Annotated in this window: 42 protein-coding genes; 3 read left to right on the top strand and 39 right to left on the bottom strand. The window is 39.0% G+C overall.

Features of this window, described 5'->3' with window-relative positions; genetic code table 11:
- Positions 1-72 precede the first annotated feature (72 nt).
- Entirely contained in the window at positions 73-531 is a 459-nt protein-coding gene (locus tag C8R11_RS16580; protein WP_244907490.1) for a ComF family protein, read from the top strand.
- Between the two features lie 38 nt (positions 532-569).
- Positions 570-1,034, top strand: a complete 465-nt coding sequence (gene trmL / locus C8R11_RS00205; RefSeq protein WP_107793951.1) for a tRNA (uridine(34)/cytosine(34)/5-carboxymethylaminomethyluridine(34)-2'-O)-methyltransferase TrmL — start codon at positions 570-572, stop codon at positions 1,032-1,034.
- Between the two features lie 6 nt (positions 1,035-1,040).
- On the opposite strand, the gene C8R11_RS00200 is transcribed toward trmL, so the two are convergent.
- From C8R11_RS00200 to C8R11_RS00180, 5 genes are read right to left on the bottom strand one after another with little or no spacing between them, the layout of a single operon-like run.
- Positions 1,041-3,146 (bottom strand): type IV pilus secretin PilQ, encoded by a 2,106-nt coding sequence (locus tag C8R11_RS00200; RefSeq protein ID WP_107793950.1) that lies wholly within the window; start codon positions 3,144-3,146, stop codon positions 1,041-1,043.
- Between the two features lie 10 nt (positions 3,147-3,156).
- Positions 3,157-3,666, bottom strand: a complete 510-nt coding sequence (locus C8R11_RS00195; RefSeq protein WP_107793949.1) for a pilus assembly protein PilP — start codon at positions 3,664-3,666, stop codon at positions 3,157-3,159.
- Positions 3,663-4,277: a type IV pilus inner membrane component PilO gene (locus C8R11_RS00190; protein WP_107793948.1), complete on the bottom strand. Its 615-nt coding sequence runs from the start codon at positions 4,275-4,277 to the stop codon at positions 3,663-3,665. The genes C8R11_RS00195 and C8R11_RS00190 overlap by 4 nt, the downstream gene beginning before the upstream one ends.
- Before the next feature lie 12 nt (positions 4,278-4,289).
- Positions 4,290-4,877 (bottom strand): PilN domain-containing protein, encoded by a 588-nt coding sequence (locus tag C8R11_RS00185; protein WP_107793947.1) that lies wholly within the window; start codon positions 4,875-4,877, stop codon positions 4,290-4,292.
- Positions 4,874-5,977: a pilus assembly protein PilM gene (locus C8R11_RS00180; protein WP_107793946.1), complete on the bottom strand. Its 1,104-nt coding sequence runs from the start codon at positions 5,975-5,977 to the stop codon at positions 4,874-4,876. The genes C8R11_RS00185 and C8R11_RS00180 overlap by 4 nt, the downstream gene beginning before the upstream one ends.
- A gap of 224 nt (positions 5,978-6,201) precedes the next feature.
- Between C8R11_RS00180 and C8R11_RS00175 the strand changes: the two genes are divergently transcribed.
- Positions 6,202-8,520: a penicillin-binding protein 1A gene (locus C8R11_RS00175; protein WP_107793945.1), complete on the top strand. Its 2,319-nt coding sequence runs from the start codon at positions 6,202-6,204 to the stop codon at positions 8,518-8,520.
- 117 nt (positions 8,521-8,637) lie between these two features.
- Here the strand turns inward: C8R11_RS00175 and hemB are convergent, their stop codons facing one another.
- The 34 genes from hemB to C8R11_RS00005 all read right to left on the bottom strand — a co-directional run.
- Positions 8,638-9,642: a porphobilinogen synthase gene (gene hemB, locus C8R11_RS00170; RefSeq protein ID WP_425320571.1), complete on the bottom strand. Its 1,005-nt coding sequence runs from the start codon at positions 9,640-9,642 to the stop codon at positions 8,638-8,640.
- 199 nt (positions 9,643-9,841) lie between these two features.
- Positions 9,842-10,453: a ribosome biogenesis GTP-binding protein YihA/YsxC gene (gene yihA, locus C8R11_RS00165; protein WP_107793944.1), complete on the bottom strand. Its 612-nt coding sequence runs from the start codon at positions 10,451-10,453 to the stop codon at positions 9,842-9,844.
- An 8-nt stretch (positions 10,454-10,461) separates the two neighbouring features.
- Positions 10,462-11,217, bottom strand: a complete 756-nt coding sequence (locus C8R11_RS00160) for a type III pantothenate kinase (protein ID WP_107793943.1) — start codon at positions 11,215-11,217, stop codon at positions 10,462-10,464.
- A gap of 1 nt (position 11,218) precedes the next feature.
- The gene (locus C8R11_RS00155; RefSeq protein WP_181258110.1) at positions 11,219-12,073 is read right to left on the bottom strand and encodes a biotin--[acetyl-CoA-carboxylase] ligase; all 855 of its coding nucleotides are present in this window, start codon (positions 12,071-12,073) and stop codon (positions 11,219-11,221) included.
- A gap of 151 nt (positions 12,074-12,224) precedes the next feature.
- A complete protein-coding gene (gene rplQ, locus C8R11_RS00150) occupies positions 12,225-12,626 on the bottom strand; it encodes a 50S ribosomal protein L17 (protein WP_090697803.1) in 402 nt (133 codons plus the stop codon).
- A complete protein-coding gene (locus tag C8R11_RS00145; RefSeq protein ID WP_107793941.1) occupies positions 12,613-13,617 on the bottom strand; it encodes a DNA-directed RNA polymerase subunit alpha in 1,005 nt (334 codons plus the stop codon). The genes rplQ and C8R11_RS00145 overlap by 14 nt, the downstream gene beginning before the upstream one ends.
- Before the next feature lie 34 nt (positions 13,618-13,651).
- Positions 13,652-14,278, bottom strand: a complete 627-nt coding sequence (gene rpsD / locus C8R11_RS00140; RefSeq protein ID WP_090697796.1) for a 30S ribosomal protein S4 — start codon at positions 14,276-14,278, stop codon at positions 13,652-13,654.
- A 10-nt stretch (positions 14,279-14,288) separates the two neighbouring features.
- Positions 14,289-14,678: a 30S ribosomal protein S11 gene (rpsK, locus tag C8R11_RS00135; RefSeq protein WP_107793940.1), complete on the bottom strand. Its 390-nt coding sequence runs from the start codon at positions 14,676-14,678 to the stop codon at positions 14,289-14,291.
- A 29-nt stretch (positions 14,679-14,707) separates the two neighbouring features.
- Positions 14,708-15,067: a 30S ribosomal protein S13 gene (gene rpsM / locus C8R11_RS00130; RefSeq protein ID WP_107793939.1), complete on the bottom strand. Its 360-nt coding sequence runs from the start codon at positions 15,065-15,067 to the stop codon at positions 14,708-14,710.
- 31 nt (positions 15,068-15,098) lie between these two features.
- Positions 15,099-15,212, bottom strand: coding sequence for a 50S ribosomal protein L36 (rpmJ, locus tag C8R11_RS00125; RefSeq protein ID WP_090697790.1), 114 nt, complete (start codon positions 15,210-15,212; stop codon positions 15,099-15,101).
- Positions 15,213-15,231: 19 nt separating this feature from the next.
- Positions 15,232-15,450 carry a translation initiation factor IF-1 gene (infA, locus tag C8R11_RS00120; RefSeq protein ID WP_107793938.1) on the bottom strand — a complete coding sequence of 73 codons (219 nt, stop codon included), beginning with the start codon at positions 15,448-15,450 and terminating at the stop codon, positions 15,232-15,234.
- Positions 15,451-15,464: 14 nt separating this feature from the next.
- Positions 15,465-16,796 (bottom strand): preprotein translocase subunit SecY, encoded by a 1,332-nt coding sequence (secY, locus tag C8R11_RS00115; RefSeq protein ID WP_107793937.1) that lies wholly within the window; start codon positions 16,794-16,796, stop codon positions 15,465-15,467.
- A 14-nt stretch (positions 16,797-16,810) separates the two neighbouring features.
- Entirely contained in the window at positions 16,811-17,248 is a 438-nt protein-coding gene (gene rplO / locus C8R11_RS00110; RefSeq protein ID WP_107793936.1) for a 50S ribosomal protein L15, read from the bottom strand.
- 1 nt (position 17,249) lies between these two features.
- A complete protein-coding gene (rpmD, locus tag C8R11_RS00105; RefSeq protein ID WP_219908503.1) occupies positions 17,250-17,438 on the bottom strand; it encodes a 50S ribosomal protein L30 in 189 nt (62 codons plus the stop codon).
- 5 nt (positions 17,439-17,443) lie between these two features.
- Positions 17,444-17,971 (bottom strand): 30S ribosomal protein S5, encoded by a 528-nt coding sequence (gene rpsE, locus C8R11_RS00100; protein WP_107793934.1) that lies wholly within the window; start codon positions 17,969-17,971, stop codon positions 17,444-17,446.
- A 12-nt stretch (positions 17,972-17,983) separates the two neighbouring features.
- Positions 17,984-18,340 carry a 50S ribosomal protein L18 gene (rplR, locus tag C8R11_RS00095; RefSeq protein WP_107793933.1) on the bottom strand — a complete coding sequence of 119 codons (357 nt, stop codon included), beginning with the start codon at positions 18,338-18,340 and terminating at the stop codon, positions 17,984-17,986.
- A gap of 17 nt (positions 18,341-18,357) precedes the next feature.
- Entirely contained in the window at positions 18,358-18,891 is a 534-nt protein-coding gene (gene rplF / locus C8R11_RS00090) for a 50S ribosomal protein L6 (protein WP_107793932.1), read from the bottom strand.
- A 14-nt stretch (positions 18,892-18,905) separates the two neighbouring features.
- Complete coding sequence (rpsH, locus tag C8R11_RS00085; RefSeq protein ID WP_090697773.1) at positions 18,906-19,301, bottom strand: 30S ribosomal protein S8; 396 nt, start codon at positions 19,299-19,301, stop codon at positions 18,906-18,908.
- A 48-nt stretch (positions 19,302-19,349) separates the two neighbouring features.
- A complete protein-coding gene (gene rpsN / locus C8R11_RS00080; RefSeq protein ID WP_107793931.1) occupies positions 19,350-19,655 on the bottom strand; it encodes a 30S ribosomal protein S14 in 306 nt (101 codons plus the stop codon).
- A 7-nt stretch (positions 19,656-19,662) separates the two neighbouring features.
- On the bottom strand, positions 19,663-20,202 hold the full coding sequence (gene rplE / locus C8R11_RS00075; RefSeq protein ID WP_090697769.1) for a 50S ribosomal protein L5: 540 nt from the start codon (positions 20,200-20,202) through the stop codon (positions 19,663-19,665).
- A gap of 17 nt (positions 20,203-20,219) precedes the next feature.
- Positions 20,220-20,531, bottom strand: coding sequence for a 50S ribosomal protein L24 (rplX, locus tag C8R11_RS00070; protein ID WP_107793930.1), 312 nt, complete (start codon positions 20,529-20,531; stop codon positions 20,220-20,222).
- Positions 20,532-20,549: 18 nt separating this feature from the next.
- Positions 20,550-20,918: a 50S ribosomal protein L14 gene (rplN, locus tag C8R11_RS00065; RefSeq protein ID WP_090697764.1), complete on the bottom strand. Its 369-nt coding sequence runs from the start codon at positions 20,916-20,918 to the stop codon at positions 20,550-20,552.
- Between the two features lie 184 nt (positions 20,919-21,102).
- The gene (rpsQ, locus tag C8R11_RS00060) at positions 21,103-21,366 is read right to left on the bottom strand and encodes a 30S ribosomal protein S17 (protein ID WP_090697762.1); all 264 of its coding nucleotides are present in this window, start codon (positions 21,364-21,366) and stop codon (positions 21,103-21,105) included.
- Entirely contained in the window at positions 21,363-21,557 is a 195-nt protein-coding gene (rpmC, locus tag C8R11_RS00055) for a 50S ribosomal protein L29 (RefSeq protein WP_090697760.1), read from the bottom strand. Before rpmC ends, rpsQ begins: the two co-directional genes overlap by 4 nt.
- Before the next feature lie 2 nt (positions 21,558-21,559).
- Entirely contained in the window at positions 21,560-21,976 is a 417-nt protein-coding gene (rplP, locus tag C8R11_RS00050) for a 50S ribosomal protein L16 (protein ID WP_090697758.1), read from the bottom strand.
- The gene (gene rpsC / locus C8R11_RS00045; RefSeq protein WP_107793929.1) at positions 21,960-22,730 is read right to left on the bottom strand and encodes a 30S ribosomal protein S3; all 771 of its coding nucleotides are present in this window, start codon (positions 22,728-22,730) and stop codon (positions 21,960-21,962) included. Before rpsC ends, rplP begins: the two co-directional genes overlap by 17 nt.
- A gap of 37 nt (positions 22,731-22,767) precedes the next feature.
- A complete protein-coding gene (rplV, locus tag C8R11_RS00040) occupies positions 22,768-23,097 on the bottom strand; it encodes a 50S ribosomal protein L22 (RefSeq protein WP_107793928.1) in 330 nt (109 codons plus the stop codon).
- Positions 23,098-23,109: 12 nt separating this feature from the next.
- On the bottom strand, positions 23,110-23,388 hold the full coding sequence (gene rpsS / locus C8R11_RS00035) for a 30S ribosomal protein S19 (RefSeq protein WP_090697751.1): 279 nt from the start codon (positions 23,386-23,388) through the stop codon (positions 23,110-23,112).
- 2 nt (positions 23,389-23,390) lie between these two features.
- Complete coding sequence (gene rplB / locus C8R11_RS00030) at positions 23,391-24,224, bottom strand: 50S ribosomal protein L2 (RefSeq protein WP_107793927.1); 834 nt, start codon at positions 24,222-24,224, stop codon at positions 23,391-23,393.
- Complete coding sequence (gene rplW / locus C8R11_RS00025) at positions 24,224-24,559, bottom strand: 50S ribosomal protein L23 (protein ID WP_181258109.1); 336 nt, start codon at positions 24,557-24,559, stop codon at positions 24,224-24,226. The genes rplB and rplW overlap by 1 nt, the downstream gene beginning before the upstream one ends.
- Positions 24,556-25,176, bottom strand: a complete 621-nt coding sequence (rplD, locus tag C8R11_RS00020) for a 50S ribosomal protein L4 (RefSeq protein WP_107793926.1) — start codon at positions 25,174-25,176, stop codon at positions 24,556-24,558. Before rplD ends, rplW begins: the two co-directional genes overlap by 4 nt.
- A gap of 25 nt (positions 25,177-25,201) precedes the next feature.
- Positions 25,202-25,849, bottom strand: a complete 648-nt coding sequence (rplC, locus tag C8R11_RS00015) for a 50S ribosomal protein L3 (protein ID WP_107793925.1) — start codon at positions 25,847-25,849, stop codon at positions 25,202-25,204.
- Between the two features lie 77 nt (positions 25,850-25,926).
- Positions 25,927-26,235 (bottom strand): 30S ribosomal protein S10, encoded by a 309-nt coding sequence (gene rpsJ / locus C8R11_RS00010; protein WP_090697743.1) that lies wholly within the window; start codon positions 26,233-26,235, stop codon positions 25,927-25,929.
- Between the two features lie 85 nt (positions 26,236-26,320).
- Positions 26,321-26,512: EF-Tu C-terminal domain-related protein (locus C8R11_RS00005; RefSeq protein ID WP_483406938.1), on the bottom strand; the 192-nt coding region annotated here is incomplete at its 5' end.

Raw genomic sequence — 26,512 nt, 5'->3', positions numbered from 1 at the left:
TTCACCACTACAATTGCTGCATTCACCTATGCCTTTCCGCTAGATGCACTTATACACACATTAAAATATAAAATGCAACTTGCGATAGCACCGATACTGGCTGAATTGTTGATTGACAAACTGAAATCTCAAGCGTTGACTGAAAGTCCTGACCTAATCATACCCATGCCACTGCATTCCAAACGATTACAAGAAAGGGGATTTAATCAAGCATTAGAAATAAGTCGTTATGTTGCCAGAAAAATTAATATTACTTTATCTTCTGATAGTTGTGAACGTATCAAGAATACACCACCACAAACAGGTCTATCATGGAAAGCGCGCAACAAGAATGTTCAAAATGCTTTTCGTTGCAAGACTGATTTATCCGGAAAACATGTAGCGGTAATTGATGATGTCATGACAACCGGCGCAACATTGAACGCGCTGGCACAACAATTACGCAAAAAAGGGGCTGCGAAGATCAGTAACTGGATCATAACAAGAGCCCGAACCGATCAATTTCGCACACGCGCTGACTTAGGCTTCTAGATATTTAACACAACAAACGAGCTGGCACATCATATTTCATGTTCAATATTATTCTATATCAACCAGAAATTCCACAGAACACGGGTAATATCATTCGTTTATGCGCCAATACAGGCGTGCAACTACATTTGGTCAAGCCGCTGGGTTTTATCTTGCGCGATAAGCAATTGTTGCGCGCGGGTCTTGATTATCATGAGTTTGCCAGCATCAAGATTCATGAAAACTGGTCGGACTGTGCACGTTTTATTGTGGGAAAGCGTCTTTTTGCCATAACTACCAGAGGAAAAACACGCTATGACTCGATCAAATATACAAATAGTGATGCATTTTTATTTGGATCGGAAACGATGGGATTACCTGAGGAAATTATAAGCAGCCTCTCTACTCAAATGCGCGTCCGTATACCCATGGTATCGAACAGTCGCAGCCTGAATTTATCCAACACCGTCGCCATTATCACATATGAGGCATGGCGACAGACTGGCTTTCAGAGTGGAATATAAGTTTTGCTATTGTAAATTAAGGCTTTCATTTAATATACGTGGTGTTACAAAAACCAGTAATTCCCGCTTATCATCCCGCTTGGATGTATTTCTGAATATGTGACCAATATAGGGTATATCTCCTAACAGAGGCACTTTATTAACTACATTATTCTCGTTTCGTTCGAAAATACCCCCAATGACAACCGTTCCACCATTTTCCACCAAGACTTTAGTCGTCACCTGTTTTGTATTAATCGCAGGTGGTAAAAACGCATTCACACTTTGACCGATCTTATCCTGATTAACACTCAGTTCCATATCAATTTGATTGTCAAAAGTAATCAATGGCTTAACTTTCAGTCTCAAAACTGCATCAACAAAACGAATACTTGTCGCACCGCTGCTGGTAGCCTGCTGGAATGGTACACGGTCACCTTGTTCAATAATCGCTTCTACCCCGTGTGCCGTTACAACACGGGGGCTGGCTATAACACGACCCTTGGTATCTGTTTCTAACGCGGACAATTCCAGATTAATTAATCTGGAATTATTTATTTTCAATAAACTTAAGCCCAAAGTAGCGGGTCCGCCAATCAAAGCAGCACCGGCAGCCGGAAGGTTTACATTTAAATTTTCGCCACCAGTTACAACACCACCACCGGCAGCCAGGTCGCTTGAACCGGCCACATTCCCGGAAACACCTATACGATTACCGCCTGCTTTCGAAGCATTTTGCACGCCAAAACGCACACCCAGATTACGACTGAATGTCTCTGTCGCATCGACAATCCGTGCTTCTATCATAACCTGCCTTTCGAATACATCCAGACGCCTTATGCGTTTTCTAATCTCGCCAATTTTTACAGGAATGTCGGTTATGGTCATTGTATTACTGATTTCATCCAGATTAATCGTTCCACGATTACTTAACATACCTTCAAATGAAATCGAATTCACGCGACGGTGGTTAAGCTGGAAAGTTTCCGTAATAAGCGGCTCTATTTCCGCAACTTGTTGCTTAGCTTCCAGATCAAGCAGTTCTCTATCGGCCATTTCTTTACTCGGCGCAACAAAAATGACATTTCCAGTCTGGCGTTTGGCCAGGCCATTTGCTTGTAAGACAATATCAAGGGCCTGATCCCATGGAACATCTCTTAAACGCAGAGTTAGATTACCACCGACAGAATCACTGGCAATAATATTCAGGTTTGTAAAATCAGCGATAACCTGCAATACTGCACGCACTTCCACATCCTGAAAGTTAAGCGATAACCTCTCGCCTATATACCCGCCATTTGCACGCTTCCGCTGAACAATTTCATCTTCGTCTTCTGTCAATGCACGCACTTCCAGAACAAATCGAGTATCCGTCTGGCGCGCCGAATGTTCCCAGCGGCCGGTTGGGTGTATTGACATGCGAACATTATCGCCTTGCATGGTTGTATCAACGATCTGTATGGGCGTACCGAAATCTACTACATCAAGCTTTCTTTCCAGATTATCTGGCAAATAAGTATCGATAAACTCAACAACGAGCTTTTCTCCTTGTTGATGCACATCAATACCTGCACCTGCGTGCATTAAATCAACTATGACTCTACCTTCACCACTTTCACCGCGACGGAAATCAATGTCCAACAGACTATTCAGCGCCTTCTCAATTGTGCCTTTGGCGAAATGCGCAGCTGATCTGACATTATGGCGCTCACCCATAGTTTTGAAAATAATTAATAATGTATTATCTTGCAGCACTGTTTCATGGTGCATCAACCCGGACAAATTAAATACTAGACGAGTACGATCACCAACCTGAACAATGTTGATACTATGCAAATCACCTTCTTCAATTTCCTGGTAATTTCTCCCCAGGCCGTTGGCCACATTATAAAAATCAAAATATATTCTATTTGGGTTGCTCAGAGAAACGCCTATAGGCACATTAACGAGTGGTTGATCAAGAGCCAGTTTGGCCACTACCTTACCACCTTCCCTAGTTGAAATATCAATAGAACTCATATTATTGAATTGCTGTTCGGGTATGGCATCTGCATAAACTGTGCATGACAGTATAAGTAACAATGCTACAAACCATGGCTTTAAAAACACAATTTTGTTTATTTGTAGTTTCATTGTTAGACTCCTAATTTTTTAGCATAAGCGTACTGGCGCGCTCAGTCCATTCGTTAACACCATCTTGTACCAGCTCTCTTAATTCAATTTGTGATTCCGAAATTTGTTTTATTTTTCCATAATCCTGACCCAGATAATTACCAACACTCACACGCAGCAAATTCCCCTCCGGCGTTTTAACAACGGCATAAATAATTTCTTTTTGCTCTAACGAACCCACCATTTCCAGACTTTCCAATGGAAAACTCTCCAAAAACTCCTTTCTTCTAACCAAGTCAGGCTTCATTCCATTTGTTGAACTGTGCACCTGTTCATTTTTCCTAGGGGCAAAGGGACTTGGAATTTCAAATGCATCATAAGTAAAGAATTCATATGACTTAACCTCTGGCAGTGGATCAACCTGCCCACGAAGCCCCTTGCCCGCATTGCTGATAAACGTATCAAGGTCACTATGATCACTGTTATCACAAGCTGTTAACAATGTTGTGGTAACCAGTATCGCCCAATAACTTATTTTCATTGGATTTTTACTCCCTGACTCAGTAATTCGTCTTCATCCAGATACCGGAAAGTTTTGGCGATAGCATCCAGTATCAACATATTGTCGTTGCCTGGCACTATATTGATGTTATTGAGTGTCACAATCCGCGGTAATTGAGCGATATCACTGGCAAATGAACCGATATCATGGTAACTGCCTGTCACTCTGACAGACACAGATAATTCAGCATAGAAATCATGGATTATTTCACTTTCGGCTGGCTTAAATAATTCGAACTGCAATCCGCGCCCTAAACCAGCCTGATTTACATCAACCAGCAACGCTTCCATCTCGGACTTATTGGGGAGCTGTTTTAAAAGCGCACTTAACGACTGCTCAATATCATTTAGCTGCTGCTTTAGAACAGGCAGATTAATCGCGCTGCTTTTTTTAACAAGATAACTGTCTTTCAATGTCTGCTCTTCTACACGAGCATTGTCGAGATTATTCATTTGATCCTGCCAAACAAAAAAATAACCAGCCATTATCATTACGAACAGCAATAAAAACAGTGCAATTGTCCTTATTGGCGTCGGCCATTTTCCCGGATCATTAGGGTCGAGATAACGCAATTCTTCAAGTACAGTCATAGCGAACAAATCTTACAAAACATTGGAATTACTAGAATTAATCGCATCATTGTCATCAATTGACGACTTTAATTTGATATTTAAATTAAACTCATTCTGACGAACGTTATTAACAGTCACGGCTTTTATTTCAATGAGTGCAGGAGATTCCAACCATGGAGAAGATTCAAGATTACGCATTAATGTCGATACCCAAGCATTTGATTGTGCGTAACCGGTTAAATTGATACTGTGTCCTTCTTGCTTGACACTTTTCAGATACACACCATCTGGTAGCAATCTGACTAATTGATCCAACAAATAAACGACTTCAGATCGATTGCCCTGGAGTGTCTCGACAACACTTTTACGTGCAAGCAGTTCATGGGTATGATTCTTAATGTCTCTTATATCTGCGATCTGTCTATCAAGAATAGCAATATGATTATTTAAGTATTGATTACGTCCATTCTGGTACTCAATTTTGCCGACAAAAATATTATGCACTCCCCAAATTGTAATTAAAGCGAACGCACAGACTACTCCAGCAAAAACCGCAAACTGTTGTTGTCGTGTTTTACGTTTTAACTCTCGATGTGGAAGAAGATTAATTTTAATCATGACGGATCAAAGCTACGCATAGCCAAGCCACAAGCAATTAAAAGAGATGGCGCATCATTATTGATTTGCCTCGGAATAATACGACTGGACAGCTCCATACTTGAGAATGGATTTATAACGAGTGTACTAACTTGTGTGCGTGATGTAATGACTTCATCTAAACTCGGTATTGCTGCACACCCACCAGCAATCAAGATGTAATTGATTTCGGTATATTGTGTTGAAGTATAAAAAAACTGAATTGCCCGCATCACTTCAATTGCCAATGTTTCACAGAATGGATGCAGCACATCTGTTTTATAATTTTCAGGCAAATTACCATTACGCTTGGCTTTTTCTGAATCTTCGAGAGATAAATTATATTGATTGTGAATTTCTTGCGTAAGTTGATCTCCCCCAAACGGCTGGTCGCGCATATATACTGACTCGCCGTTATGAAGCACATTGGTTTTCATCACAGTAGCACCAATATCGACTATTGCAATCACTTGATCATTACCGCTTTCAGGGAATTGATTCTTTATCAATTCGAAAACAGTCTGTGCCGCATAGGGCTCGGCATCCATCACAATGGTTTTAAGGCCAGCTGACAACGATGCGGCAACCCGATCTTCAACTTTATCTCTGCGCGAAGCCGCGATGAGCACTTCCACTTCATCTGGATTGTTAGGTAAAGGTCTCAAAACTTGAAAATCAAGATTGACCTCATCAAGGGCAAAAGGTATATATTGACTGGCTTCATTCTCAACCTGAAATTCCAGATCATCTTCGCGTTGTCCAGCTGGGACAATTATTTTCTTGGTGATGACATCGGAAGCCGGCAGTGCCATTGCAACTCTTCTGCACTTAGAACCTAATCTTTTCCAGGCGCGTTGTATGCTTTCACTGACAGTATCCATATTCACAATGGCACCATCTTGCATTGCATTTCCATGCAATGGTTCTATGACATACCGTTCAACACGATAATTGCCGGCCCCTTTTCCCGCTTTTGATAACTCCACCATTTTTACTGATGATGAGCTGATATCAACTCCAATTAAATGTGAGGAGTTAATTTTCATAAAGTCGAGATTAATATCAAATTTTCCCTTGAACATTGTTCTATTTGAGGTGATACTCACTGGTTAATTAATTTCAAACCATGCCAGGAACTAGTTTGCACCTGAACAAGCTTCCAGGCTTTAAAAACTGTTTTTTTAGAAGCTGGCAATCTGGCGACAATTCTGACAGACTCTAAAAAAAATGATTTGTAAAAAAAAGGGATATATACCCCCTAAAACTGTTTTAAATAAATTTTGTTCAAAATTTTGAATTTACTTTCATGATATCCCGCTGGCTTTATTCTTCTTTCATCACTATCTTGGCATTAAGTGTGGTCAGCATACTGCTGCTTTTTTTTGCCGCGCTTGTTACGTTCTCTTCGTTGCCTTCCCTTAATGCATTAACCGATTACCGCCCCAAAATACCATTACGGATATATAGCGAAGAAGGTTTTTTAATCGGCGAATTTGGTGCCGAGCGCCGCAATCTAGTCACCATTGATGAAGTCCCTTCACAACTTAAACAAGCCATCCTTGCCGCTGAAGACGATCGTTTCTATGAACATGGCGGTGTGGATTATTTAGGTGTTCTGCGTGCCGCATATTCTAATTTTGCAGCTGGTGGTGTCCGTCAGGGGGCCAGCACAATCACAATGCAAGTCGCGCGAAACTTTTTTTTAACAAGAGAAAAAACATTAACAAGAAAATTTAGTGAAGCGTTGCTGGCTTTTAAAATTGAACACAACTTGAGCAAAGATAAGATTTTAGAACTTTATATTAATCAGATTTATCTTGGTCAGCGCAGCTATGGTTTTGCAGCAGCTGCACAAACTTATTTTGGCAAATCACTGCAGGATATTAGTATAGCTGAGGCCGCAATGCTGGCCGGATTACCAAAAGCACCTTCCAGCTTTAACCCCGTGGTTAACCCCAAACGCGCTAAAACAAGACAACTTTATGTCCTTGGTCGTTTGTATAAACTCAACCATATTTCTGAACAAGAATTCAAGCAGTTAGAGAAGCAACCCGTGCCTGTTGTAAAACAGTCCAGAGAATTCGTCATGCCGGCTGATTATGTTGCTGAAATGGCCAGACAAGTTGTTTATGAACGTTTTAATGAAGAAGCCTATACCAGAGGGATCAGAGTTTACACAACAATTCGACATCGAGATCAGCATGCCGCATATCAGGCAATACGCTCCAATGTGCTGGAATATGACAAGCGTCGAGGATATCGCGGTCCAGAAGCATATATTGATTTACAGAAATACGAAAAAAATCAAGAAAAAGCACTTGAAGAAGCGCTGGATGATTTCAACGAAAGTGATGACATAATCCCAGCAATCGCATTGATTGTAAAGAATACCGAAATACAAGCCTACAAAAAGGGAGGTGAAATTATACAAATTAAAACAGAAGGTCTTAAATTTGTAGCAAAATACCTCGCTGAAAAAAAATCTGCCGAGAAAAAACATATCAGCCCCGGCGCAGTGATACGTATTCAACAAGACGCAAAAAAGATATGGCATGTGGTACAACTACCCAAAGTCGAAGCAGCATTAGTTTCCATAAATTCACACGACGGCGCAATTCGAGCATTAATCGGCGGTTTTGATTTTCATCGAAATCAGTTTAACCATGTCACACAAGCATGGCGACAACCCGGCTCAAGTTTCAAACCATTTATTTATTCTGCTTCATTAGAAAAGGGATTTACCGCCGCAACTATCATTAATGATGCGCCGCTTTCTTTCAGTGCTTCACAAACCGGAAGTAAATTATGGGAACCTAGAAATTTTGACGGCAAATATGGCGGACCTATGCGTATGCGAGAGGCACTAGCAAAATCTAAAAATCTAGCGTCAATCCGAATCTTACAAGCTATCGATTTGCAGTATGCACAAGATTACATCACGCGATTTGGCTTTGACGCAGATAAACATCCACCGTATTTACCAATGTCATTGGGCTCAGGTTCGGTAACTGCAATGCAAATGGCAGCGGGATATGCTGTATTTGCCAATGAAGGTTTTCGGATAGAACCCTATTTCATCAAACGTATAGAAGATGAAAATGGAAATATTTATGAACAAACACGACCAGCAACCGCTTCAAACGATGCCCCACGAGTCATTGACCCCCGCAATGCTTTTATTATGACAAGTATGATGCAGGATGTCATCAACTATGGGACAGCCGTCAGAGCAAAACAACTGGGCCGCTCAGACCTAGCGGGAAAAACGGGCACCACCAGCAATTTTGTAGATGCTTGGTTTTGCGGCTTTCAAAAAAACCTGGTGGCGGTTGCATGGATAGGGTATGACGAACCTCAGTCACTCGGGAAAAATGAAACTGGAGGACGTGTTGCCTTACCGATCTGGATGCAGTATATGAGCACGGCGCTAAAAGAAGAGCCTATTGCCAAATATAATCCACCAGAAGGCATTGTTGCAGAAAGAATTAATCCGGAAACCGGCCTGAGAGTATTATCAAACGGCATTCCTGAATACTTTTTTCGTGAACAACTACCGCCATTATCCAATGAGGATTTAGATGGCCTAGGTGAAACAACTCAAAGCTTAAGGGATCAATTATTTTAGTATACCATCGAATGGTGGGCGGTCACTTTTAAACGGCCAATACACCAGACGCATAATGTGCACTGGTCTCTATATATTGACTGACCGGGAGAATAATACTACTAAAAGAATTAGTTTTTATTTTTTAAGCCAACCGGCGGCTTCAAGTGCATAGTAAGTTAAAATTGCATCAGCGCCAGCCCGTTTAAAAGATAGTAAAGACTCCAACACACATGCTTCCTCATTCAACCAGCCGTTATTTGCGGCTGCTTTAAACATGGCATATTCACCGCTGACTTGGTAAACAAAGGTCGGTGCTTTAAACTGATCTTTTACCCGTCGTATAATATCTAAATATGGCATACCTGGTTTTATCATGACCATGTCCGCACCTTCGGCTAAATCAAGCCCAACTTCCCATAGCGCTTCATTGGTATTAGCTGGGTCCATTTGGTAAGTATATTTATTTCCTCCACCTAAACTAGCGGCTGATCCAACCGCATCTCTAAATGGACCATAAAAACTAGAAGCATATTTTGCTGAATACGCCAAAATACTTGTATGGATATGCTGATTTTGGTCAAGCGTTTTCCTAATAGCGCCAACACGTCCATCCATCATATCCGAGGGTGCCACAACATCTGCACCTGATTCTGCATGTGTTAACGCTTGCTTACAAAGCACTTCTATTGTCTCATCATTTAAGACATAACCGGTTTCGTCAATTAATCCATCCTGACCATGACTGGTATAAGGATCCAATGCAATATCCGTTACAATACCTAATTCGGGAAAGTTTTTCTTTAATTGCCTTACAATCCTCGGAACTAATCCATCTGGATTATATGCTTCAATAGCTAAAACACTTTTTAAGTGCGTTTCAATCACAGGAAAAATTGCTATTGCAGGAATGCCCAGGTGTAAACAACGTTCGGCCTGAGCCATCAAAAGATCACCACTTTGCCTGACAATTCCAGGCATTGACGCAACTTTTTCTTCTCGTTGGGATCCATCCAAGACAAAGACAGGATAAATAAAATCACATGCATGAAGTTGATTTTCCTGAACAAGTCGGCGTGAAAAATCTCTACGCCGTAAACGCCGCATTCTTTTTTGCGGAAACTGAGCATTTGAATTAATCATTATTCATATTCTCGAATAAATAGTAATTTTTAAGGAACTTGTATTGTAATTGCATTGTCTTCTAAATGAGCATAATTAGTTTGTGCCCTGTCTTATCTCCCTGTGACAGGGTCTTATGTGATATTAAGGCGGTTCCCCCCGGTTTTGCTCCCCTTTTTAACCGGGGGTTTTTATATTACATATACGTAAATGCCTGATGCTAATCTAACTGTTTGGGGTTCTTGTCAACCCAGCTTTTAATTGTCCTGTTTGCCTCTTCCACACCCACCGTTTTTGTACTTGAAAACAATTGGACACTTACTGCTGGATAATGTAGAACCAAAAAATCTGTAACCTTGTTAAGTGTAATATTAGCTTGCTGCCGACTTAATTTGTCGGCTTTTGTCAACATAATATGTACTGACTTATCGGTTATTGTAAACCAGTTCAGCATTTGTAAATCCAAGTCTTTTAAAGGATGACGAATATCCATTATCAAGACAAGCCCAAGTAATTCTTTGCGGGTTTGTAAATAATTGCTGAGAAGGGATTTCCAGTGATTCCGTATTTCAATTGGAACCTTCGCGTAACCATAACCTGGTAAATCTACCAGAAAAAGATCGGAACGAAGTTGATAAAAGTTAATAAGTTGTGTTCGCCCTGGGGTTTTACTAACAAAAGCAAGTTTCTTATGACTTGTCAGTGTATTAATTACACTGGATTTACCTGCATTAGAACGACCTGCAAAGGCAATTTCAACGCCATCATGCAAGGGCAAATCGATTAATTTGTTCACTGAAATGTAAAATGATGCTTCTTTGAATAAAGACATATTCCACTTTACGCTTGGTTGGCAATTTTCATGTCATTGGCAATAATATTTAATCCCTCTAAAACTAAATTATCAATAAACGTATATTCAAAATCAAAATGGGGAAGTATATCAGCAACTCCACCACCACTGATAATGCAATTTTTTGGGGGACTGCCGTGGTTCAAATGAAACAAATGTCTCATTCTTTCTATAGATCCCACTAACGATTGAATAATACCGCTGTAAAGAGCATTCTTAGTTTCTACTGGGAAAATTTCATATCGGTAATCATCGTTATTGTTAAATATTTGCGTATTTAATAGAACACTATTCCACATTAAATGTGGGCCGGGGAGGATTATTCCACCCAGAAAAACTCCATCATTAGATAGTGCATCAACGGTCATAGCTGTACCTATATTAACAACCAGACAAGACGCATGATATTTATGCCACGCAGCAATTAAAGAGGCCCAGCGATCACTGCCAAGCTGACCAGGATTATCATAGTTATTAGTCACACCGCATTGTTTGGTCAGGGGATAAATCCAACGCGGCTCACTACCCCAATTTTTAAAAAAAGAAGATATCTGATCTTTTATTCGTTGATCTGATACCTGAGAAATGAGGATGAGGTCAGGTTGTTTTAATGATGAAAACGAATCTGATAGTTGCGTAATCTCTTGATTTAGAATTTTATTATGACTTATACATTGATTATTTTCAAAATAAGCCCATTTAAGATAAGAATTACCAGAATCAATCGCAAGTAGAGAAAACATTTTAGACTATAACTCTTAAGCTGATTTCGCCAATAGCAAATTGTTGTCGACCGGAAGAAGTAATAAGAAACAAGGTGCCATCATCTGCAACACCTTCAACAATACCTTCAATAGGGTATTGGTCAGGCAGATGTAAAACCACATTCTGTCCTTGATATGCATGAAAGCTTTCCCATTCATTGCGAAAAATCCTAAAGCCTTCATTTTCGAAAGCTTGTAAAACTGAATCAAGCTCACTCAATAGCAAGGCTAATATCCGGTTACGACTATAGAACTTACCAGAAATATGATACAGATCAGTTACAGAATGATTGATACTATCTGGTATATGTGAAGCTAATTTAAGATTTACACCTATGCCAATGATTGCAGTTATGGAACCATCACTATTAGTGGAACATTCAATCAGAATTCCAGCAAATTTACGTTTATTATACAAGACATCATTAGGCCATTTTAATTGAACTTTATCGAGGGATAGCTTTTGAAATACTCTTACAAGACAGACGCCAAGTACCAAACTAAGAGACGACAAATGTTTTATGCTACGCTCAAATCGCCACAATATAGAAAAAGTGAGTGAACCACCTAAATTAGAAAACCAGCCTCTATTATGAGTCCCGCGGCCACTCGATTGTAGTTCAGTAACTACTACAGGAGTACGTTCGTCGGCTATATAGCATGACTTATTTCTTAAGAGGTAACTGTTTGTGGAGTCTAAAAAATCAAATATTGATATATTGTAATTTAGAAGGGAGACATTTGAATATGATCTAATTTTGCTTTCACTAATCCATTCAAATGGTCGTAACCAACATAAACCAAGTCCTCGAACTTGAATTATATGAATATCCAAGTTCGAAGAATGTTGAATGAGTTTAAATAAGGTTAGATTAGTACAACTTAAGTCTGCACTAAGTGATCTATAGGAGTGAATCCTCCTGTCCGATAGTATTCTAAGTAATCGAAAAATTAAGTTGTTTGTGCACTTAGAGACAACAACTGTGTTATTGATCTTCTTCTTTTACGTCGGTTATAGCAGTTTCTTCAATAGGCCGATCCACCAATTCAACCAATGCCATTGGGGCATTATCACCTTTTCTGAATCCGTACTTTAAGATCCTTATATATCCACCGGGTCGAGTGGCATAGCGAGGGCCTAATTCAGAAAATAACTTTGTAACGATTTCACGATCTCGTAACTTGTTGAATGCACGTCTTTTATTGGAGAAGTTAGAATTCTTACCAAGCGTTATCATGGGTTCGGCGTACCCTCTTAATTCTTTCGCTTTTGGTAACGTGGTTTTTATAATTTCATGACGCAAAAGTGAATTTGTCATATTGCGAAACATTGCAGCTCTGTGACTGCTTGATCTGTTTAGTTTACGAAAAGCGTTATGATGACGCATGATTAATGTCCTTAGTTAAATTCTCTAAATTTGCAGGTGGCCAATTATCTAATTTCATACCTAGTGTAAGTTCACGAGCAGCAAGTACTTCTTTAATCTCATTAAGAGATTTTCTCCCAAGATTAGGGGTACGTAATAGCTCTGCCTCAGTACGTTGTATTAGATCACCAATATAATAAATATTCTCAACCTTCAAACAATTGGCGGAACGCACTGTCAATTCTAGGTCATCTACTGGTCTTAACAAAACAGGATCAATTTGTGGAATGATAGGTTGCTCTGTAGGTATCGGGGTGCTTTCTAAATCTGCAAATACAGATAGTTGTTGCACTAATACTCTTGCTGCGTATCGAATAGCTTCTTCAGGATCTACAACCCCATTAGTTTCAATATCCATTATGAGTTTATCAAGATCTGTTCTTTGCTCAACTCTGGCACTTTCAACAGTATAACTAACACGTCGTATCGGGCTAAAAGATGCATCAAGTATTATAGTGCCAATACTCTTTTCTTCTTGAGAAATTTTCCGAGTGGTAGCAGGAACATATCCTCTACCACGGGATATCTTAAGCTGTAAATCAAGCTTTCCCCCAGTCGTCAAATGTGCAATCACATGATCAGGATTTAATATTTCAACATCATGACTTGATGCGATATCATTTGCTGTGACAACACCTTTACCAGACTTGGAAAGTCTTAACGTAACTTCTTCTGAATTATGTAATTTAAGTACAATACCCTTAATGTTAAGTAATACATCTACAACATCTTCCTGAACGCCATCTAAAGTGGAATATTCGTGTACGACACCAGCTATTTTAACTTCGGTTGGAGCGTAGCCCGACATAGACGATAATAATATTCTACGTAAAGCATTACCTAGTGTATATCCGTATCCCCTTTCAAATGGCTCCATTACAACTTTAGCATGTAATGGTGATATATTCTGAACATCTATAATACGTGGTGTTAATATATCATTACCTTGCATTTAATGACCTTAAAGAAAGTGATATTAAAATTTACTACTTGGAATACAACTCAACTACTAAAGATTCGTTAATAGTTGAAGGTAAGTCAGAGCGATCAGGTTTATTTTTAAAGGTTCCTTTCATTCCTTTTATATCGACTTCAATCCAAGAGGGATATCCACGGTTATCTGCAGCTTGAAGTGAGGCTTTTATCCGCAATTGATCGCTCGATTTTTGGTCAACAGCGATTGTATCACCGGGTTCTACGATATATGAAGGTATATTAACTCTACTTCCGTTGACGAGTATACTATTGTGCCGAATGATTTGACGCGACTCAGCACGCGAAGAACCAAATCCCATTAAGTAAACCACATTGTCCAAGCGACTTTCCAATTGTTGCAACAAGTTATCGCCTGTGACGCCACGTTGTCTATCAGCATTTTTATATATAATTCTGAATTGCTTCTCAAAAATGCCGTATATACGTCTTATTTTTTGTTTCTCACGTAATTGAACACCATAGTCCGATATACGCGATTTTTTTTGTCCGTGCTGACCAGGCGGGTAATTTCTACGATCAATTGCACATTTGTCCGTAAAACATTTCTCTCCTTTTAAAAAGAGCTTCTCACCTTCACGGCGACACAATTTGCATTTGGATTCAAGATATCTAGCCAAAGGGTTCTCCTTAAATACGACGTTTTTTAGGTGGTCGACACCCATTATGAGGTACAGATGTTACATCTGAGATACTTATTATTTTAAAACCAGCGCCATTTAGTGCTCTTACAGCAGAATCCCTTCCTGGTCCAGGTCCCTTAATTTTAACTTCTAGGTTTTTAACGCCGCATTCGATTGCAACCTTACTTGCAATCTCAGCAGCAACTTGAGCAGCAAAAGGAGTGCTTTTTCTAGATCCTTTAAATCCAGCCCCACCTGAGGTAGCCCAAGACAATGCATTTCCTTGTCTGTCTGTAATCGTTACAATAGTATTATTAAAGGAAGCATGTATATGCGCAATTCCCTCAGACACATTTTTTTTTATTTTTTTTCTTGTACGGACATTTGATTTAACCATGATTTTATCCTAAAAAGATCAACTTATATTTATCTTGCTCGAATTGCTTTTCGAGGGCCCTTGCGGGTTCGAGCATTCGTTCTCGTTCTTTGACCTCTAACAGGCAAACCTTTTCTGTGACGAAAACCTCTATAACAACCTAAATCCATCAATCTTTTAATATTCATCGAAACTTCGCGCCGCAAGTCACCTTCGATTACAATTTTTGCTATATGATCTCTCAGCAAATCCAATTGTTGATCGGATAATTCCTTTAGTTTAATGTCGGATGCAATACCAACCTGATCACATATTTGTAATGAAGTTGTACGGCCTATGCCATATATTGCCGTTAACGCAATATTCACATGTTGATGATTGGGTAAATTTACACCTGCTATACGTGCCATTTATTAAATAACCTATTATGAATTAAGTGGCTTAACCTTGTCTTTGCTTGTGTCGCGGGTCTGTACAAATTACACGTACCACTCTATTTCGTTTTATTATCTTACAGTTTCTACAAATTTTTTTTACTGATGCCATTACTTTCATTTAATCTCCTTAGTTTTTCTTATTTAGCTCTGAAGGTAATTCGTGCCCTTGTCAAATCATACGGTGTAAGATCAACGGTTACCTTATCTCCAGGAAGAATTCTAATGTAATGCATCCTCATTTTTCCCGAAATATGACCTAAAACTACATGTCCATTTTCTAATTTAACTTTAAACGTAGCATTCGGTAAAGTTTCAAGCACTTCACCTTGCATCTGTATAGTCTCTTCCTTAGCCATTATTTGTTTAATCTCTATCTAGCAGGGAGTCGTCCATTGCTACCTTTCAAATTAGCTTTTTTTAATAAACTATCATATTGAGAAGACATAACGTGCGATTGAACCTGTGACATGAAGTCCATTGTAACTATGACAATAATGAGTAATGAAGTACCGCCAAAATAAAAAGGTACATTCCATTTTAAAATTAAAAATTCTGGTAGCAAGCAAACTAGTGTCACATAAATAGATCCAGTTAATGTCAATCTCAACATTATACGCTCTATATAGCGAGTAGTTTGATCTCCCGGTCTGATTCCAGGGATGAATGCACCGCTTTTCTTTAAATTGTCAGATGTTTCTTTTGGATTAAACACTAGAGCAGTGTAAAAGAAACAAAAGAAAATAATCATGGTGGCATATAAAAAAACGTAGAAAGGTTGACCGGGTGATAAAGCAGCACTGATATCGCGCAACCATATCATTGATTCACCTGAAGCAAACCACCCAGCAAGGGTCGCAGGAAACAAAATTATACTAGAAGCAAAAATAGGTGGAATAACACCAGCCATATTAAGTTTTAAAGGGAGATGGGAGCTTTGTCCACCATAGATCTTTTTACCTACTTGCCTTTTGGCATAATTGACCAAAATTCTGCGCTGGCCTTTTTCGACAAAAACCACAAAACCAGTTACCAAAGCAGCGGCTATAAAGATGAAAAGAGCTACCAGGAAATGCATTGAACCAGTACTGACCAAATCTAACGTACCACCAATCGCGCTCGGTAAACCAGCTGCTATCCCGGCAAATATTATTAGTGAAATACCATTTCCAATACCGCGTTCGGTAATCTGCTCGCCTAACCACATTAGAAAAATTGTACCAGTAACTAATGTAATTACGGTAGTTAAGACAAACATTGATCCAGGGTTAATAACCAGCCCAGGTTGAGATTGAAGAGCAATCGAGATACCATAACTTTGTACCAAAGCGAGTACTAAGGTTCCATATCTTGTATATTGGGTTATCTTTCTACGACCGCTTTCGCCTTCTTTCTTCAAAGCTTCTAGATGTGGAACCGCAACAGTTCCAAGCTGCATAATAATAGAAGCTGAGATATATGGCATAATGCCTAATGCAAATATCGAAAACCGTGATAACGCACCGCCCGAGAACATATTAAACATGCCCAGTACGCCACCTTGTTGAGATTCAAATAAATCTTTCAATACGTTTGGATCAATACCCGGCACAGGTACATGCGCACCAATTCTATAAACAATTAGTGCTAATAATAAAAACCAAAGCCGACGTTTTAGGTCGGCAAACTTATCTACAGGTTTATGTGAGAATCCTTTATTAGCCAATTTTATACCTTTATTTACTTGACACTGCCACCAGCAGCTTCAATTTCTCTTTTTACTCCTTTAGAAACTTTTATACCTTCTAAATCTATTTTTGTACTAATTGAATCCTTTATAGCTAGATATAATTTAACTTGTTTCATACCACCAGGAATTAATCCTTTGTCTTTAATTGTAGCGATGGTTATAGGTGAATCAGAGATGTTTACTAGTGCATGCAAACGCAGGCTAGCTACTTTATTGGATTTAAGGGAACTGAAGCCTCTTTTTGGCAGGCGTCTATGTAAAGGCATTTGTCCGCCTTCAAACCCAACTTTATGAAAACCACCTGCTCGAGATTTTTGACCCTTATGACCTCTGCCCGCTGTCTTTCCATCGCCACTGCCGACACCTCTTCCAACTCTTTTTCTTTGCCTAGTGGCGCCATCTGAGGTTTTAATTGTATTTAAAAACATTTTATTCACACTTAACCAAATATTTAACTTTTTCTATCATGCCACGAACAGCAGGTGTGTTTTCTAATTCAGACTGACTGTTAATTCGCCTCAAACCCAATCCCTTTATGGTCGAACGATGTGATTTTTTGGTACCTATTAAGCTTTTAATTAAGGTAATTTTAATAGTTTTCTGCAATTTATCTGTCATAGCTATCATCGTTCCAATATTTCTTCGACTGATTTACCACGTTTGGCCGCTATCATTGCAGGCGTATTCATAGAATAAAGTCCCTGCAATGTTGCTCTAACAACATTATACGGATTTGTAGAACCTATGCATTTTGCTAAAATATTATGCATGCCCATTACTTCAAATATTGCCCTCATCGGTCCACCAGCTATAATACCTGTACCTTCAGGTGCAGGTTGCATATAAACCCGAGCAGCTCCGTGCCTACCGATAATCGGATGATATATTGTACCATTCTTTAGTTTAACTTTAATCATCGAACGCTTAGCTTCATCCATTGCTTTTTGTACGGCAACCGGCACTTCTCTCGACTTGCCTTTACCCATTCCAACGCCGCCATCTCCATCGCCAACTACTGTTAAAGCTGCGAATCCTAGTATACGTCCACCTTTTACTACTTTAGTGACGCGATTTATCGAGACCATCTTTTCTCTTAAATCATCTTGGCCAGCGTCGTCTTGCGGGTTATTCTTACTGTAATTTTTTGCCATAATATCTATTATTTAAAACTTTAATCCATTATCTCGTGCGGCTTCTGCAAGTACTTTGACACGACCATGAAATTTATAACCCGAACGATCAAAAGCTACTTGTGAGATACCAAGTTTTTTTGCTTTTTCCGCGATTCGTTTACCTATAATTGCTGCAGCCACTTTGTTACCGCCGAGGCTTACTTCATTTCTAACTTCGGACTCTAGCGTCGAAGCCCCAGTTAATGTTTTATGATTTCGATCGTCGATGATTTGGGCATAGATGTGTTGATTCGTTCTAAAAACAGAGAGTCGTGGTGTGCCCTGTTTAGCAATTCTCACCCTTGTTTGTTTAGCTCTTCTCAATCGATTTAATTTAAGGCTTTGCATAATATATTATCTTAGTCTTATTTTTTCTTGGCTTCTTTCAGAATTACTGTTTCGTCCGAATAGCGCACACCTTTACCTTTGTATGGTTCGGGTGGTCTAAACGAGCGAATTTCTGCAGCAACTTGACCAACTTGTTGCTTATCAATTCCTTTGATAATTATTTCGGTTTGAGTTGGAATTTCTATCTTTATACCTTGGGGAACTGGATAACTAACAGGATGTGAAAAACCCAAGTTTAAATTTATATTATCACCACTCAATTGTGCACGATAACCAACTCCCACAAGGAGCAATTTCTTTTCAAAGCCTTCTGCAACACCTTTAACCATATTAGCAACTAAAGAACGTATTGTTCCTGACATTGCATTAGAAAATTTAGACTCATCAGTAGAACTAATTAAAACAAGATTATTATCTTGTTTTAATTGAACTTGAGGCTTCAGTGCTTGCTCTAAAGTGCCATTTGGCCCCTTGACAATTACTCGTGACGCTTCTAATTTAACTTCAACGTTGGAAGGAATTGTGACAGGATTTTTACTAATTCGTGACATTTTTGTTTCCTTTATCACACAACTTCACATAATATTTCACCACCGACCCCGACTTGTTGCGCTTTTTTTCCTGTCATAACACCTTTGGACGTAGAAATTATTGATATTCCCAATCCATTCATGACCTCAGGTATTGCAGATGCAGGCTTATAAATACGCAAACCCGGTTTACTTACTCTGTTAATTTTCTCAATTACACCAGCACCAGCATAATATTTCAATGTTACTTCAATAGTATTATGACTACCATTTGCCTTTTTGTTTATATCTACTATATATCCTTCATCTTTAAGTACTAACGCTATTGCAGATTTAATTTTGGAAAAAGGAAAGCAAACGGTTGTTTTCTTTGCCATTTGCGCATTACGTATACGCGTTAGCATATCTGCAATCGGGTCACTCATACTCATGATTAATGCTCTTCTAATAAATAATTTATTTGCGAATTAGGTTATTTTTTACCAGCTAGCTTTAGTAATGCCAGGGATCTTGCCACTCATAGCTATTTCGCGCAGTTTAGTCCGACCCAATCCGAATTTCGAGTATACACCACGTGGACGCCCAGTTATTGAGCATCTATTACGCAATCTTACCGGACTTGAATTGCGTGGAAGATTTTGCAATTGTAATCGAGCTTCATACCTCTCATCTTCGCTAAGTGACATATTATTAATCTTATGATTCAACATTTTTCGTCGATCAAAAAATTTTAGAACCATTTGCTGTCTTTTTTTATTTCGGTTGATAATAGCTATTTTTGCCATCTTTTACTCAATTTTTAAATGGAAAGTTAAAAGCACCTAAAAGTGCTTTTGCTTCTTTATCATTCTTAGCTGTTGTATTTATCGAGATATTCAAACCTCTAAGCGCATCAATTTTATCATAATCAATCTCAGGAAATATTAGCTGCTCTTTAATGCCTAAATTATAATTTCCCCGGCCGTCAAATGATTTAGAAGAGATTCCACGAAAATCACGAATTCTAGGAATGGCAATTGATATCAATCTATCTAGAAACTCATACATCCGCACACCTCTTAATGTAACCATGCAACCTATCGGATATCCCTCGCGAACTTTAAAAGTAGCTATTGATTTTCTTGCTCGAGTTACTACTGGCTGCTGGCCAGAGATTTTTTTAAGATCAGCAACAGCAAAATCAATTACTTTTTTATCTATAGTTGCTTCACCAACACCAATATTCAAAGTAATTTTCAGTATCTTCGGAACTTCCATTATCGATTTATAACCAAACTCATTAGTCATTTGTTTGGTTATTGTCGTTTTATAATATTCTTGTAAGCGGCTCATTGTTTTCTATTCATTGTTTAAATTTTTTCGCCACTTGATCTGAACACTCTAATTTTTTTGTTGTCAGTGTCAAAATCAAAACCGACGCGATCATGTTTCTTAGATGCAAAGTTATATATAGCCACGTTGGAAATATGTATTGACAAGTCTAAATTAACAATACCACCAGCGGAACCAGTAGACGGATTGGGTTTTTGATGTTTTTTTACTGAATTAACACCTTGCACGTGAAGTCTTGAACTACCTGACAACTTCGTTACTGTGCCTCTCTTCCCTCTATCTTTTCCGGCAAGTATAATTACATCATCACCTTTTTTTATCTTTCTCATCAATTTATTCCAATGTGTTCAAAGAACTTCGGGCGCCAACGATACAATTTTCATGAATTTTGCAGTGCGTAATTCTCTTGTAACCGGACCAAATATCCGTGTACCTATAGGTTCAAATTTATTATTTAACAGAACAGCCGCATTACTATCGAATTTTAACAAAGAGCCATCTACACGCCTTACACCCTTAGCTGTCCGAACTACAACAGCATTATAAATTTCGCCCTTCTTAACCCTGCCTCGTGGCGCAGCATCTTTGACACTAATTTTTATTATATCTCCGATACTTGCATAGTGTCGCTTTGATCCACCAAGTACTTTAATGCACATTACGGATCTGGCACCTGTGTTATCCGCAACTTTCAGGATTGATTGCATTTGAATCATTATAAGTTCACTTATTTAAGAGTTGATTTTATGTCGTTGTAAGTTTTTATAATTTAATTGAAGCCATACAATTCTTGTTGATTTTTTTATAATTTTAATTAATATTCTTGGCTTCACTTGGATGCAGCGCGTGATTTTACTTACTAATAGTAAATTATGCAAACTTATGTCGAAAAAGATTTTGTTAGGCTATCGCAGCACGAGTAATAATTTTAACCAGACGCCATGATTTAGTTTTAGAAATTGGCCTGCATTCTTCAATTAATACTATATCCCCAATTTGACTTTCATTTGTCTCATCATGTACACGATATTTTTTGGATCGAGAGATTATTTTTCCATACAAAGGATGCTTTACTCTTCTGTCAACAAGTACGGTAACAGTTTTACTTGTTTTATCACTCGTTACTTTGCCACTAACGGTACGATTTATTTTTTCAGTACTCATAATTCATTATTTCTTTGTGTAATCAATGTTTTAACGCGCGCTATATCTCTTCTCACTTTTTTTAATTGATTTGGGTTTGAAATTTGCTGTGTCGCTAATTGCATTCTCAAACCAAACTGTGCTCTTAACAAGGAATGTAATTCTGTATTCAACTCGGTGAGATTCATATTTCGAATATCGCTCTTATTCATTATCAACCACCCAGTTGTCTAATTGTAAATATTGTTCGAATAGGCAACTTAGCCGCTGCTAAGCGAAAAGCTTCTCGCGCTAATTCTTCGTTTACACCATCCATTTCATATAACATTTTTCCAGGCTTGATCTCAGCTACAAAATATTCTGGACTACCTTTACCCTTACCCATTCTTACTTCAGCTGGTTTATGGGATATTGGTTTATCTGGAAATATTCGGATCCAGATACGACCACCTCTTTTGATATGTCTCGTCATTGCGCGCCTGGCAGCCTCGATTTGTCGTGCCGTTATACGCCCTCTCTCAACTGCTTTCAAACCAAACTCGCCAAAACTTACCTTGGACCCTCGTGTCGCTATCCCGGTGTTTCTTCCTTTTTGTTGTTTTCGATATTTCGTTCTAGCTGGTTGAAGCATCATTATCTCCAGAATCTTGTTTTGTTCCAGACTTTTCTGTTACTGGAACTAGCTTATCTTTTTTGCTGATCCTTTTCTTGTCAGTTTCTACGCTATGGGGCGAGGTTAATTGAGTACTATTCGTCTTTCCAATAACTTCACCTTTAAAAATCCAGACTTTTATACCAATTATTCCATAAGTTGTTTGTGCCTCTGAGGTCGCATAGTCTAAATCAGCTCTTAATGTATGCAAAGGCACTCTCCCCTCCCTATACCACTCTGTTCGCGCAATTTCTATGCCATTCAATCTTCCAGAGCTCATTATTTTAATACCTTGCGCACCCAGTCTCATGGCATTCTGCATCGCTCTTTTCATAGCACGCCGAAACATTATTCTTTTTTCTAATTGCTGTGCTATGTTATCTGCGATTAACTGGGCATCAAGCTCAGGCTTTCTAATCTCTTCAATATTTACATGAACTGGAACGCCCATTCTTTTTTGCAATTCTGCACGCAGCAGTTCTATGTCCTCACCTTTTTTCCCAATTACCACTCCAGGACGAGCACTATATATAGTAATTCTGGCATTTTTTGATGGTCGTTCTATCAAAACTCTACCAACAGATGCATGCTTAAGCTTTTTAGATAAAAAATTTCTAACTTTAATATCTTCATTCAACATAGTTGCAAACGCACTGCTATTAGCATACCATTTTGACAACCAGTTTCGTTGGACAGATAGGCGAAAACCAGTTGGATGTATTTTTTGACCCATTAATATTATTGCCTTTTTTAAAAAATTCTAATCAGTATTAATCAGCGACCGTAATTGTAATATGACAGGTCGGCTTCATAATTCGATTACCGCGCCCTTTTGCGCGCGCACTTGTGCGTGGCATATATGTGGCCCTATCGACATAGATACTGGAGATTTTTAGATCATCAATATCTGCACCATTATTATGTTCTGCATTTGCAATTGCAGACTCAAGCAGTTGACGAACTATAACAGCGCCTTTTTTTGTGCTAAATGCCAGTATATTTATAGCCTTATCTACCTGCAAACCTCTAATTTGATCTGCAATTAATCGTCCCTTTTGTGCAGATAATCGCACATCTTTTAATTTAGCTAGCGTTTCCATTATGACAGCACCTTAACGTTTACCTGTTTTTTTATCTGCAGCATGACCCTTAAATGTTCTAGTCTGCGCAAATTCACCTAATTTATGACCAACCATATTTTCTGTCACAAAAATTGGTACATGTTGCCTTCCGTTATGGACTGAAATAGTCATTCCGATAAAAGCAGGTAGGATAGTTGACCTTCTAGACCATGTTTTTATCGGGCGCTTATCTTTTGAATCTTGTGCCTTTTCGACTTTTGCGATCAGATGCGAATCAACAAAAGGTCCTTTTTTTATTGATCTTGCCATTTTTAACCTTTTCTTGAATATCTATGTCTTACAATCATAGTTTCTGTACGTTTATTAGATCGTGTGCGATAACCTTTTGCCGGCACGCCCCAAGGACTCACAGGATGCCGCCCACCTGACGTACGACCTTCACCACCACCATGAGGGTGATCTACAGGATTCATCGCTACTCCTCGTACTGTCGGCCTAATCCCGCGCCACCTTGTGGCGCCAGCTTTTCCTATTGACCTCAGATTATGCTCTGAGTTGCTGACCTCGCCGATAGTTGCCCTACAGTTTATGTGAACTTTTCGAATTTCACCTGAACGCAATTTTAATTGAGCATAATTACCATCTCTCGCTTGTAATTGCGCAGATGTACCTGCTGATCTTGCAAGTTGGGCACCTTTACCAGGCATTAGCTCAATACAATGCACGACCGTGCCAACAGGAATGTTACGCAACGGCAATGCATCACCCGGTTTTATCTGTGCACCGCTTCCACTTGTCACTATGCTACCTTGAACCAACCCCTTGGGTGCGATAATATATTTTCTCTCGCCATCTCGATAACACACCAACGCAATATTAGCTGAACGATTTGGATCATATTCTATCCTCTCGACTTTTCCAGGTATATTGTCTTTATTCCGCTTGAAGTCTATCAGACGATAGAATTGTTTGTGTCCGCCGCCTTTGTGACGAGTAGTAATTCTACCAGTATTATTACGTCCTGCTGTTTTAGCCTGCTTCTCTAGCAGCGCCTTATATGGCTCACCCTTGTACAAATCATTCTGTACCTGTCGGACTACCGAGCGCCTTCCCGGCGATGTAGGTCTTAGCTTAATGAGCGCCATTATTTACCCTCTGCTTTTGATAGGTGCGTAAAACTCAGTTCTTGGCCTTTTTTAATACTCACAATGGCTTTCTTCCAATTGCTACGTCGCCCCAAAAATCGTCCAAATCTCTTTTTCTTACCTTTTACATTCAGGGTTTGTACTTTTTCGACTTCAATTTTTTGCTCTTTCCATAAAAATTCAATAGCTGCTTTTATTTCACTTTTACTCGCATCTTTAGCAACCCGAAAAATTGTCTGATTATATGCCTCTCCTAAAAAGGTTCCCTTTTCAGAAATATATGGAGCATGAATCACCTGCATCAACCGCTCATAATTACTCACAGTTTTGTTCATGAAAATAATTCCTCAAATTTTTTGATGCTATCTGAAGTAACAATGGTCTGCTTATACTTCAAAAGACTTACCGGATCTGTGCTAACCGCTTCCAATGCCAAAGTATTCGGTAAATTTCGCGAAGACAAATACAGATTATCTTCCATTTCATGTGTTATTAGTAGAACATTTTCAATACCGAACTGTTTCAGCTTTTCTGACAATTCTTTCGTTTTATGCGACTTAACTGTAAATGAGTCAATTACAATTAATCTCTTATCCCGTATTAGCTTTGATAATATAACACTCATACCCGCGCGGTACATTTTTCTATTTATTTTTTTGCTAAAATTTTCATCCGGACTATTTGGAAAAACCTTACCTCCACCGCGCCAGATTGGGCTAGAAGCTCTGCCTACTCGCGCCCTACCCGTTCCCTTTTGCCGCCAAGGTTTACGGGTTGACTTAGAAACATCAGAACGCCCTTTTTGCGCTCGAGTAGCAGCTCTTGCATTAGATAGATAAGATGTAATTACTTGATGCACAAGCGCTTCATTATACTCCCTATCAAATAAAGAATCTGAGACTGACATGCTACCAGCCTCTTGATTTTGCTCATTGATCAACTTAAGATCCATTACTTATCTACCTTATCCTTTAATTTTATTGTTTTACCTTGATGCTTGGACGTATCAAAACTTTACCGCCCTTTGATCCCGGAATTGCGCCTTTTATTAGAAGCAAATTTCTTTCTTTATCAACTTTAACTATTTCAAGATTTTGGACCGTTCTTTTTACATTACCCATCTGCCCAGACATACGCTTCCCCGGGAAGATTCTACCAGGATCCTGTGCCATACCGATAGAACCCGGCTTTCTATGTGCTTTAGAATTACCGTGCGTAGCTCTATTAGAAGAAAAATTATGCCTTTTAATTGTGCCCGCATAACCTTTACCAATGGTAGTTCCTGACACATCAACTTTTTGGCCCGCTTGAAACAGGTCTATGTCTATTATTGACCCGTTTTCTATATGAGCTACATCTTCATCAGAATTTACGCGAAACTCTTTAATTAAACTCCCCGCTTCAGCTCCAGCTTTAGAATAATGCCCAGCTAAAGGCTTATTAACTCGAACTGATCTTTTCTTGCCAAATGACAACTGAACCGCAGAATATCCATCTGTTTCTTGAGTTTTAATCTGCGTCACTCGATTCCGAGATACATCTACTACCGTCACAGGCAGACTATCACCATTTTCCGCAAAAACTCGCGTCATCCCTATCTTTTGACCGATTAAACCTAAACTCATCATTTCTTCCTAAACCTTTGAAGCCACTTATTATTTAATTAAACCGGGCTTTACCCTTAACTCAAATCACCCAAGCGCTAAAGCTTGATTTCAACATCTACGCCAGCCGGCAAATCTAATTTCATTAGGGCATCAACCGTTTTATCTGTTGGATCAATTATGTCCATTAACCTAAGATGCGTTCTTATTTCAAACTGATCTCGAGACGTTTTATTAACATGAGGGGATCGAAGCACGTCAAATCTTTCTATTCGCGTAGGCAGAGGCACTGGGCCCCTTACAACCGCACCCGTTCTCTTTGCAGTATCCACGATTTCGAGAGCTGACTTATCAATTAATCGATAATCAAAAGCTTTAAGGCGAATTCTTATTTTTTGACTTTGCATATTCTGATCCTGAGGACTTGAATTAATTATTTACACTGCTGACGCTATTATTATCAAACAACAAATTCAGCCCTATTCACTTACATTATTCAATTATCTTAGCAACCACACCGGCTCCGACTGTTCTACCCCCCTCACGGATGGCAAAACGCAGACCCTCCTCCATCGCAATTGGTGCAATCAGATTCACCGTCACCGATACATTGTCACCTGGCATGACCATCTCTGTTCCCGCCGGCAACTCAATCGCACCGGTTACATCCGTCGTTCTAAAATA

The organism is Nitrosomonas aestuarii, assembly GCF_003046585.1.
GTDB classification, from domain to species: Bacteria; Pseudomonadota; Gammaproteobacteria; order Burkholderiales; family Nitrosomonadaceae; genus Nitrosomonas; species Nitrosomonas aestuarii.
This window is presented reverse-complemented; position numbering and strand designations above follow the sequence as displayed.

Coding starts and splice junctions, on each gene's coding strand:
- C8R11_RS16580 (WP_244907490.1), top strand. CDS start 73: ATGCAACTTGCGATAGCACCGATACTGGCTGAATTGTTGATTGACAAA.
- trmL (WP_107793951.1), top strand. CDS start 570: ATGTTCAATATTATTCTATATCAACCAGAAATTCCACAGAACACGGGT.
- C8R11_RS00200 (WP_107793950.1), bottom strand. CDS start 3,146: ATGAAACTACAAATAAACAAAATTGTGTTTTTAAAGCCATGGTTTGTA.
- C8R11_RS00195 (WP_107793949.1), bottom strand. CDS start 3,666: ATGAAAATAAGTTATTGGGCGATACTGGTTACCACAACATTGTTAACA.
- C8R11_RS00190 (WP_107793948.1), bottom strand. CDS start 4,277: ATGACTGTACTTGAAGAATTGCGTTATCTCGACCCTAATGATCCGGGA.
- C8R11_RS00185 (WP_107793947.1), bottom strand. CDS start 4,877: ATGATTAAAATTAATCTTCTTCCACATCGAGAGTTAAAACGTAAAACA.
- C8R11_RS00180 (WP_107793946.1), bottom strand. CDS start 5,977: ATGTTCAAGGGAAAATTTGATATTAATCTCGACTTTATGAAAATTAAC.
- C8R11_RS00175 (WP_107793945.1), top strand. CDS start 6,202: ATGATATCCCGCTGGCTTTATTCTTCTTTCATCACTATCTTGGCATTA.
- hemB (WP_425320571.1), bottom strand. CDS start 9,642: ATGATTAATTCAAATGCTCAGTTTCCGCAAAAAAGAATGCGGCGTTTA.
- yihA (WP_107793944.1), bottom strand. CDS start 10,453: ATGTCTTTATTCAAAGAAGCATCATTTTACATTTCAGTGAACAAATTA.
- C8R11_RS00160 (WP_107793943.1), bottom strand. CDS start 11,217: ATGTTTTCTCTACTTGCGATTGATTCTGGTAATTCTTATCTTAAATGG.
- rplQ (WP_090697803.1), bottom strand. CDS start 12,626: ATGCGTCATCATAACGCTTTTCGTAAACTAAACAGATCAAGCAGTCAC.
- C8R11_RS00145 (WP_107793941.1), bottom strand. CDS start 13,617: ATGCAAGGTAATGATATATTAACACCACGTATTATAGATGTTCAGAAT.
- rpsK (WP_107793940.1), bottom strand. CDS start 14,678: ATGGTTAAATCAAATGTCCGTACAAGAAAAAAAATAAAAAAAAATGTG.
- rpsM (WP_107793939.1), bottom strand. CDS start 15,067: ATGGCACGTATAGCAGGTGTAAATTTACCCAATCATCAACATGTGAAT.
- rpmJ (WP_090697790.1), bottom strand. CDS start 15,212: ATGAAAGTAATGGCATCAGTAAAAAAAATTTGTAGAAACTGTAAGATA.
- infA (WP_107793938.1), bottom strand. CDS start 15,450: ATGGCTAAGGAAGAGACTATACAGATGCAAGGTGAAGTGCTTGAAACT.
- rplO (WP_107793936.1), bottom strand. CDS start 17,248: ATGTTTTTAAATACAATTAAAACCTCAGATGGCGCCACTAGGCAAAGA.
- rpmD (WP_219908503.1), bottom strand. CDS start 17,438: ATGACAGATAAATTGCAGAAAACTATTAAAATTACCTTAATTAAAAGC.
- rpsE (WP_107793934.1), bottom strand. CDS start 17,971: ATGGCAAAAAATTACAGTAAGAATAACCCGCAAGACGACGCTGGCCAA.
- rplR (WP_107793933.1), bottom strand. CDS start 18,340: ATGCAAAGCCTTAAATTAAATCGATTGAGAAGAGCTAAACAAACAAGG.
- rplF (WP_107793932.1), bottom strand. CDS start 18,891: ATGTCACGAATTAGTAAAAATCCTGTCACAATTCCTTCCAACGTTGAA.
- rpsH (WP_090697773.1), bottom strand. CDS start 19,301: ATGAGTATGAGTGACCCGATTGCAGATATGCTAACGCGTATACGTAAT.
- rpsN (WP_107793931.1), bottom strand. CDS start 19,655: ATGGCAAAAATAGCTATTATCAACCGAAATAAAAAAAGACAGCAAATG.
- rplE (WP_090697769.1), bottom strand. CDS start 20,202: ATGAGCCGCTTACAAGAATATTATAAAACGACAATAACCAAACAAATG.
- rplX (WP_107793930.1), bottom strand. CDS start 20,531: ATGAGAAAGATAAAAAAAGGTGATGATGTAATTATACTTGCCGGAAAA.
- rplN (WP_090697764.1), bottom strand. CDS start 20,918: ATGATTCAAATGCAATCAATCCTGAAAGTTGCGGATAACACAGGTGCC.
- rpsQ (WP_090697762.1), bottom strand. CDS start 21,366: ATGAGTACTGAAAAAATAAATCGTACCGTTAGTGGCAAAGTAACGAGT.
- rpmC (WP_090697760.1), bottom strand. CDS start 21,557: ATGAATAAGAGCGATATTCGAAATATGAATCTCACCGAGTTGAATACA.
- rplP (WP_090697758.1), bottom strand. CDS start 21,976: ATGCTTCAACCAGCTAGAACGAAATATCGAAAACAACAAAAAGGAAGA.
- rpsC (WP_107793929.1), bottom strand. CDS start 22,730: ATGGGTCAAAAAATACATCCAACTGGTTTTCGCCTATCTGTCCAACGA.
- rplV (WP_107793928.1), bottom strand. CDS start 23,097: ATGGAAACGCTAGCTAAATTAAAAGATGTGCGATTATCTGCACAAAAG.
- rpsS (WP_090697751.1), bottom strand. CDS start 23,388: ATGGCAAGATCAATAAAAAAAGGACCTTTTGTTGATTCGCATCTGATC.
- rplB (WP_107793927.1), bottom strand. CDS start 24,224: ATGGCGCTCATTAAGCTAAGACCTACATCGCCGGGAAGGCGCTCGGTA.
- rplW (WP_181258109.1), bottom strand. CDS start 24,559: ATGAACAAAACTGTGAGTAATTATGAGCGGTTGATGCAGGTGATTCAT.
- rplD (WP_107793926.1), bottom strand. CDS start 25,176: ATGGATCTTAAGTTGATCAATGAGCAAAATCAAGAGGCTGGTAGCATG.
- rplC (WP_107793925.1), bottom strand. CDS start 25,849: ATGAGTTTAGGTTTAATCGGTCAAAAGATAGGGATGACGCGAGTTTTT.
- rpsJ (WP_090697743.1), bottom strand. CDS start 26,235: ATGCAAAGTCAAAAAATAAGAATTCGCCTTAAAGCTTTTGATTATCGA.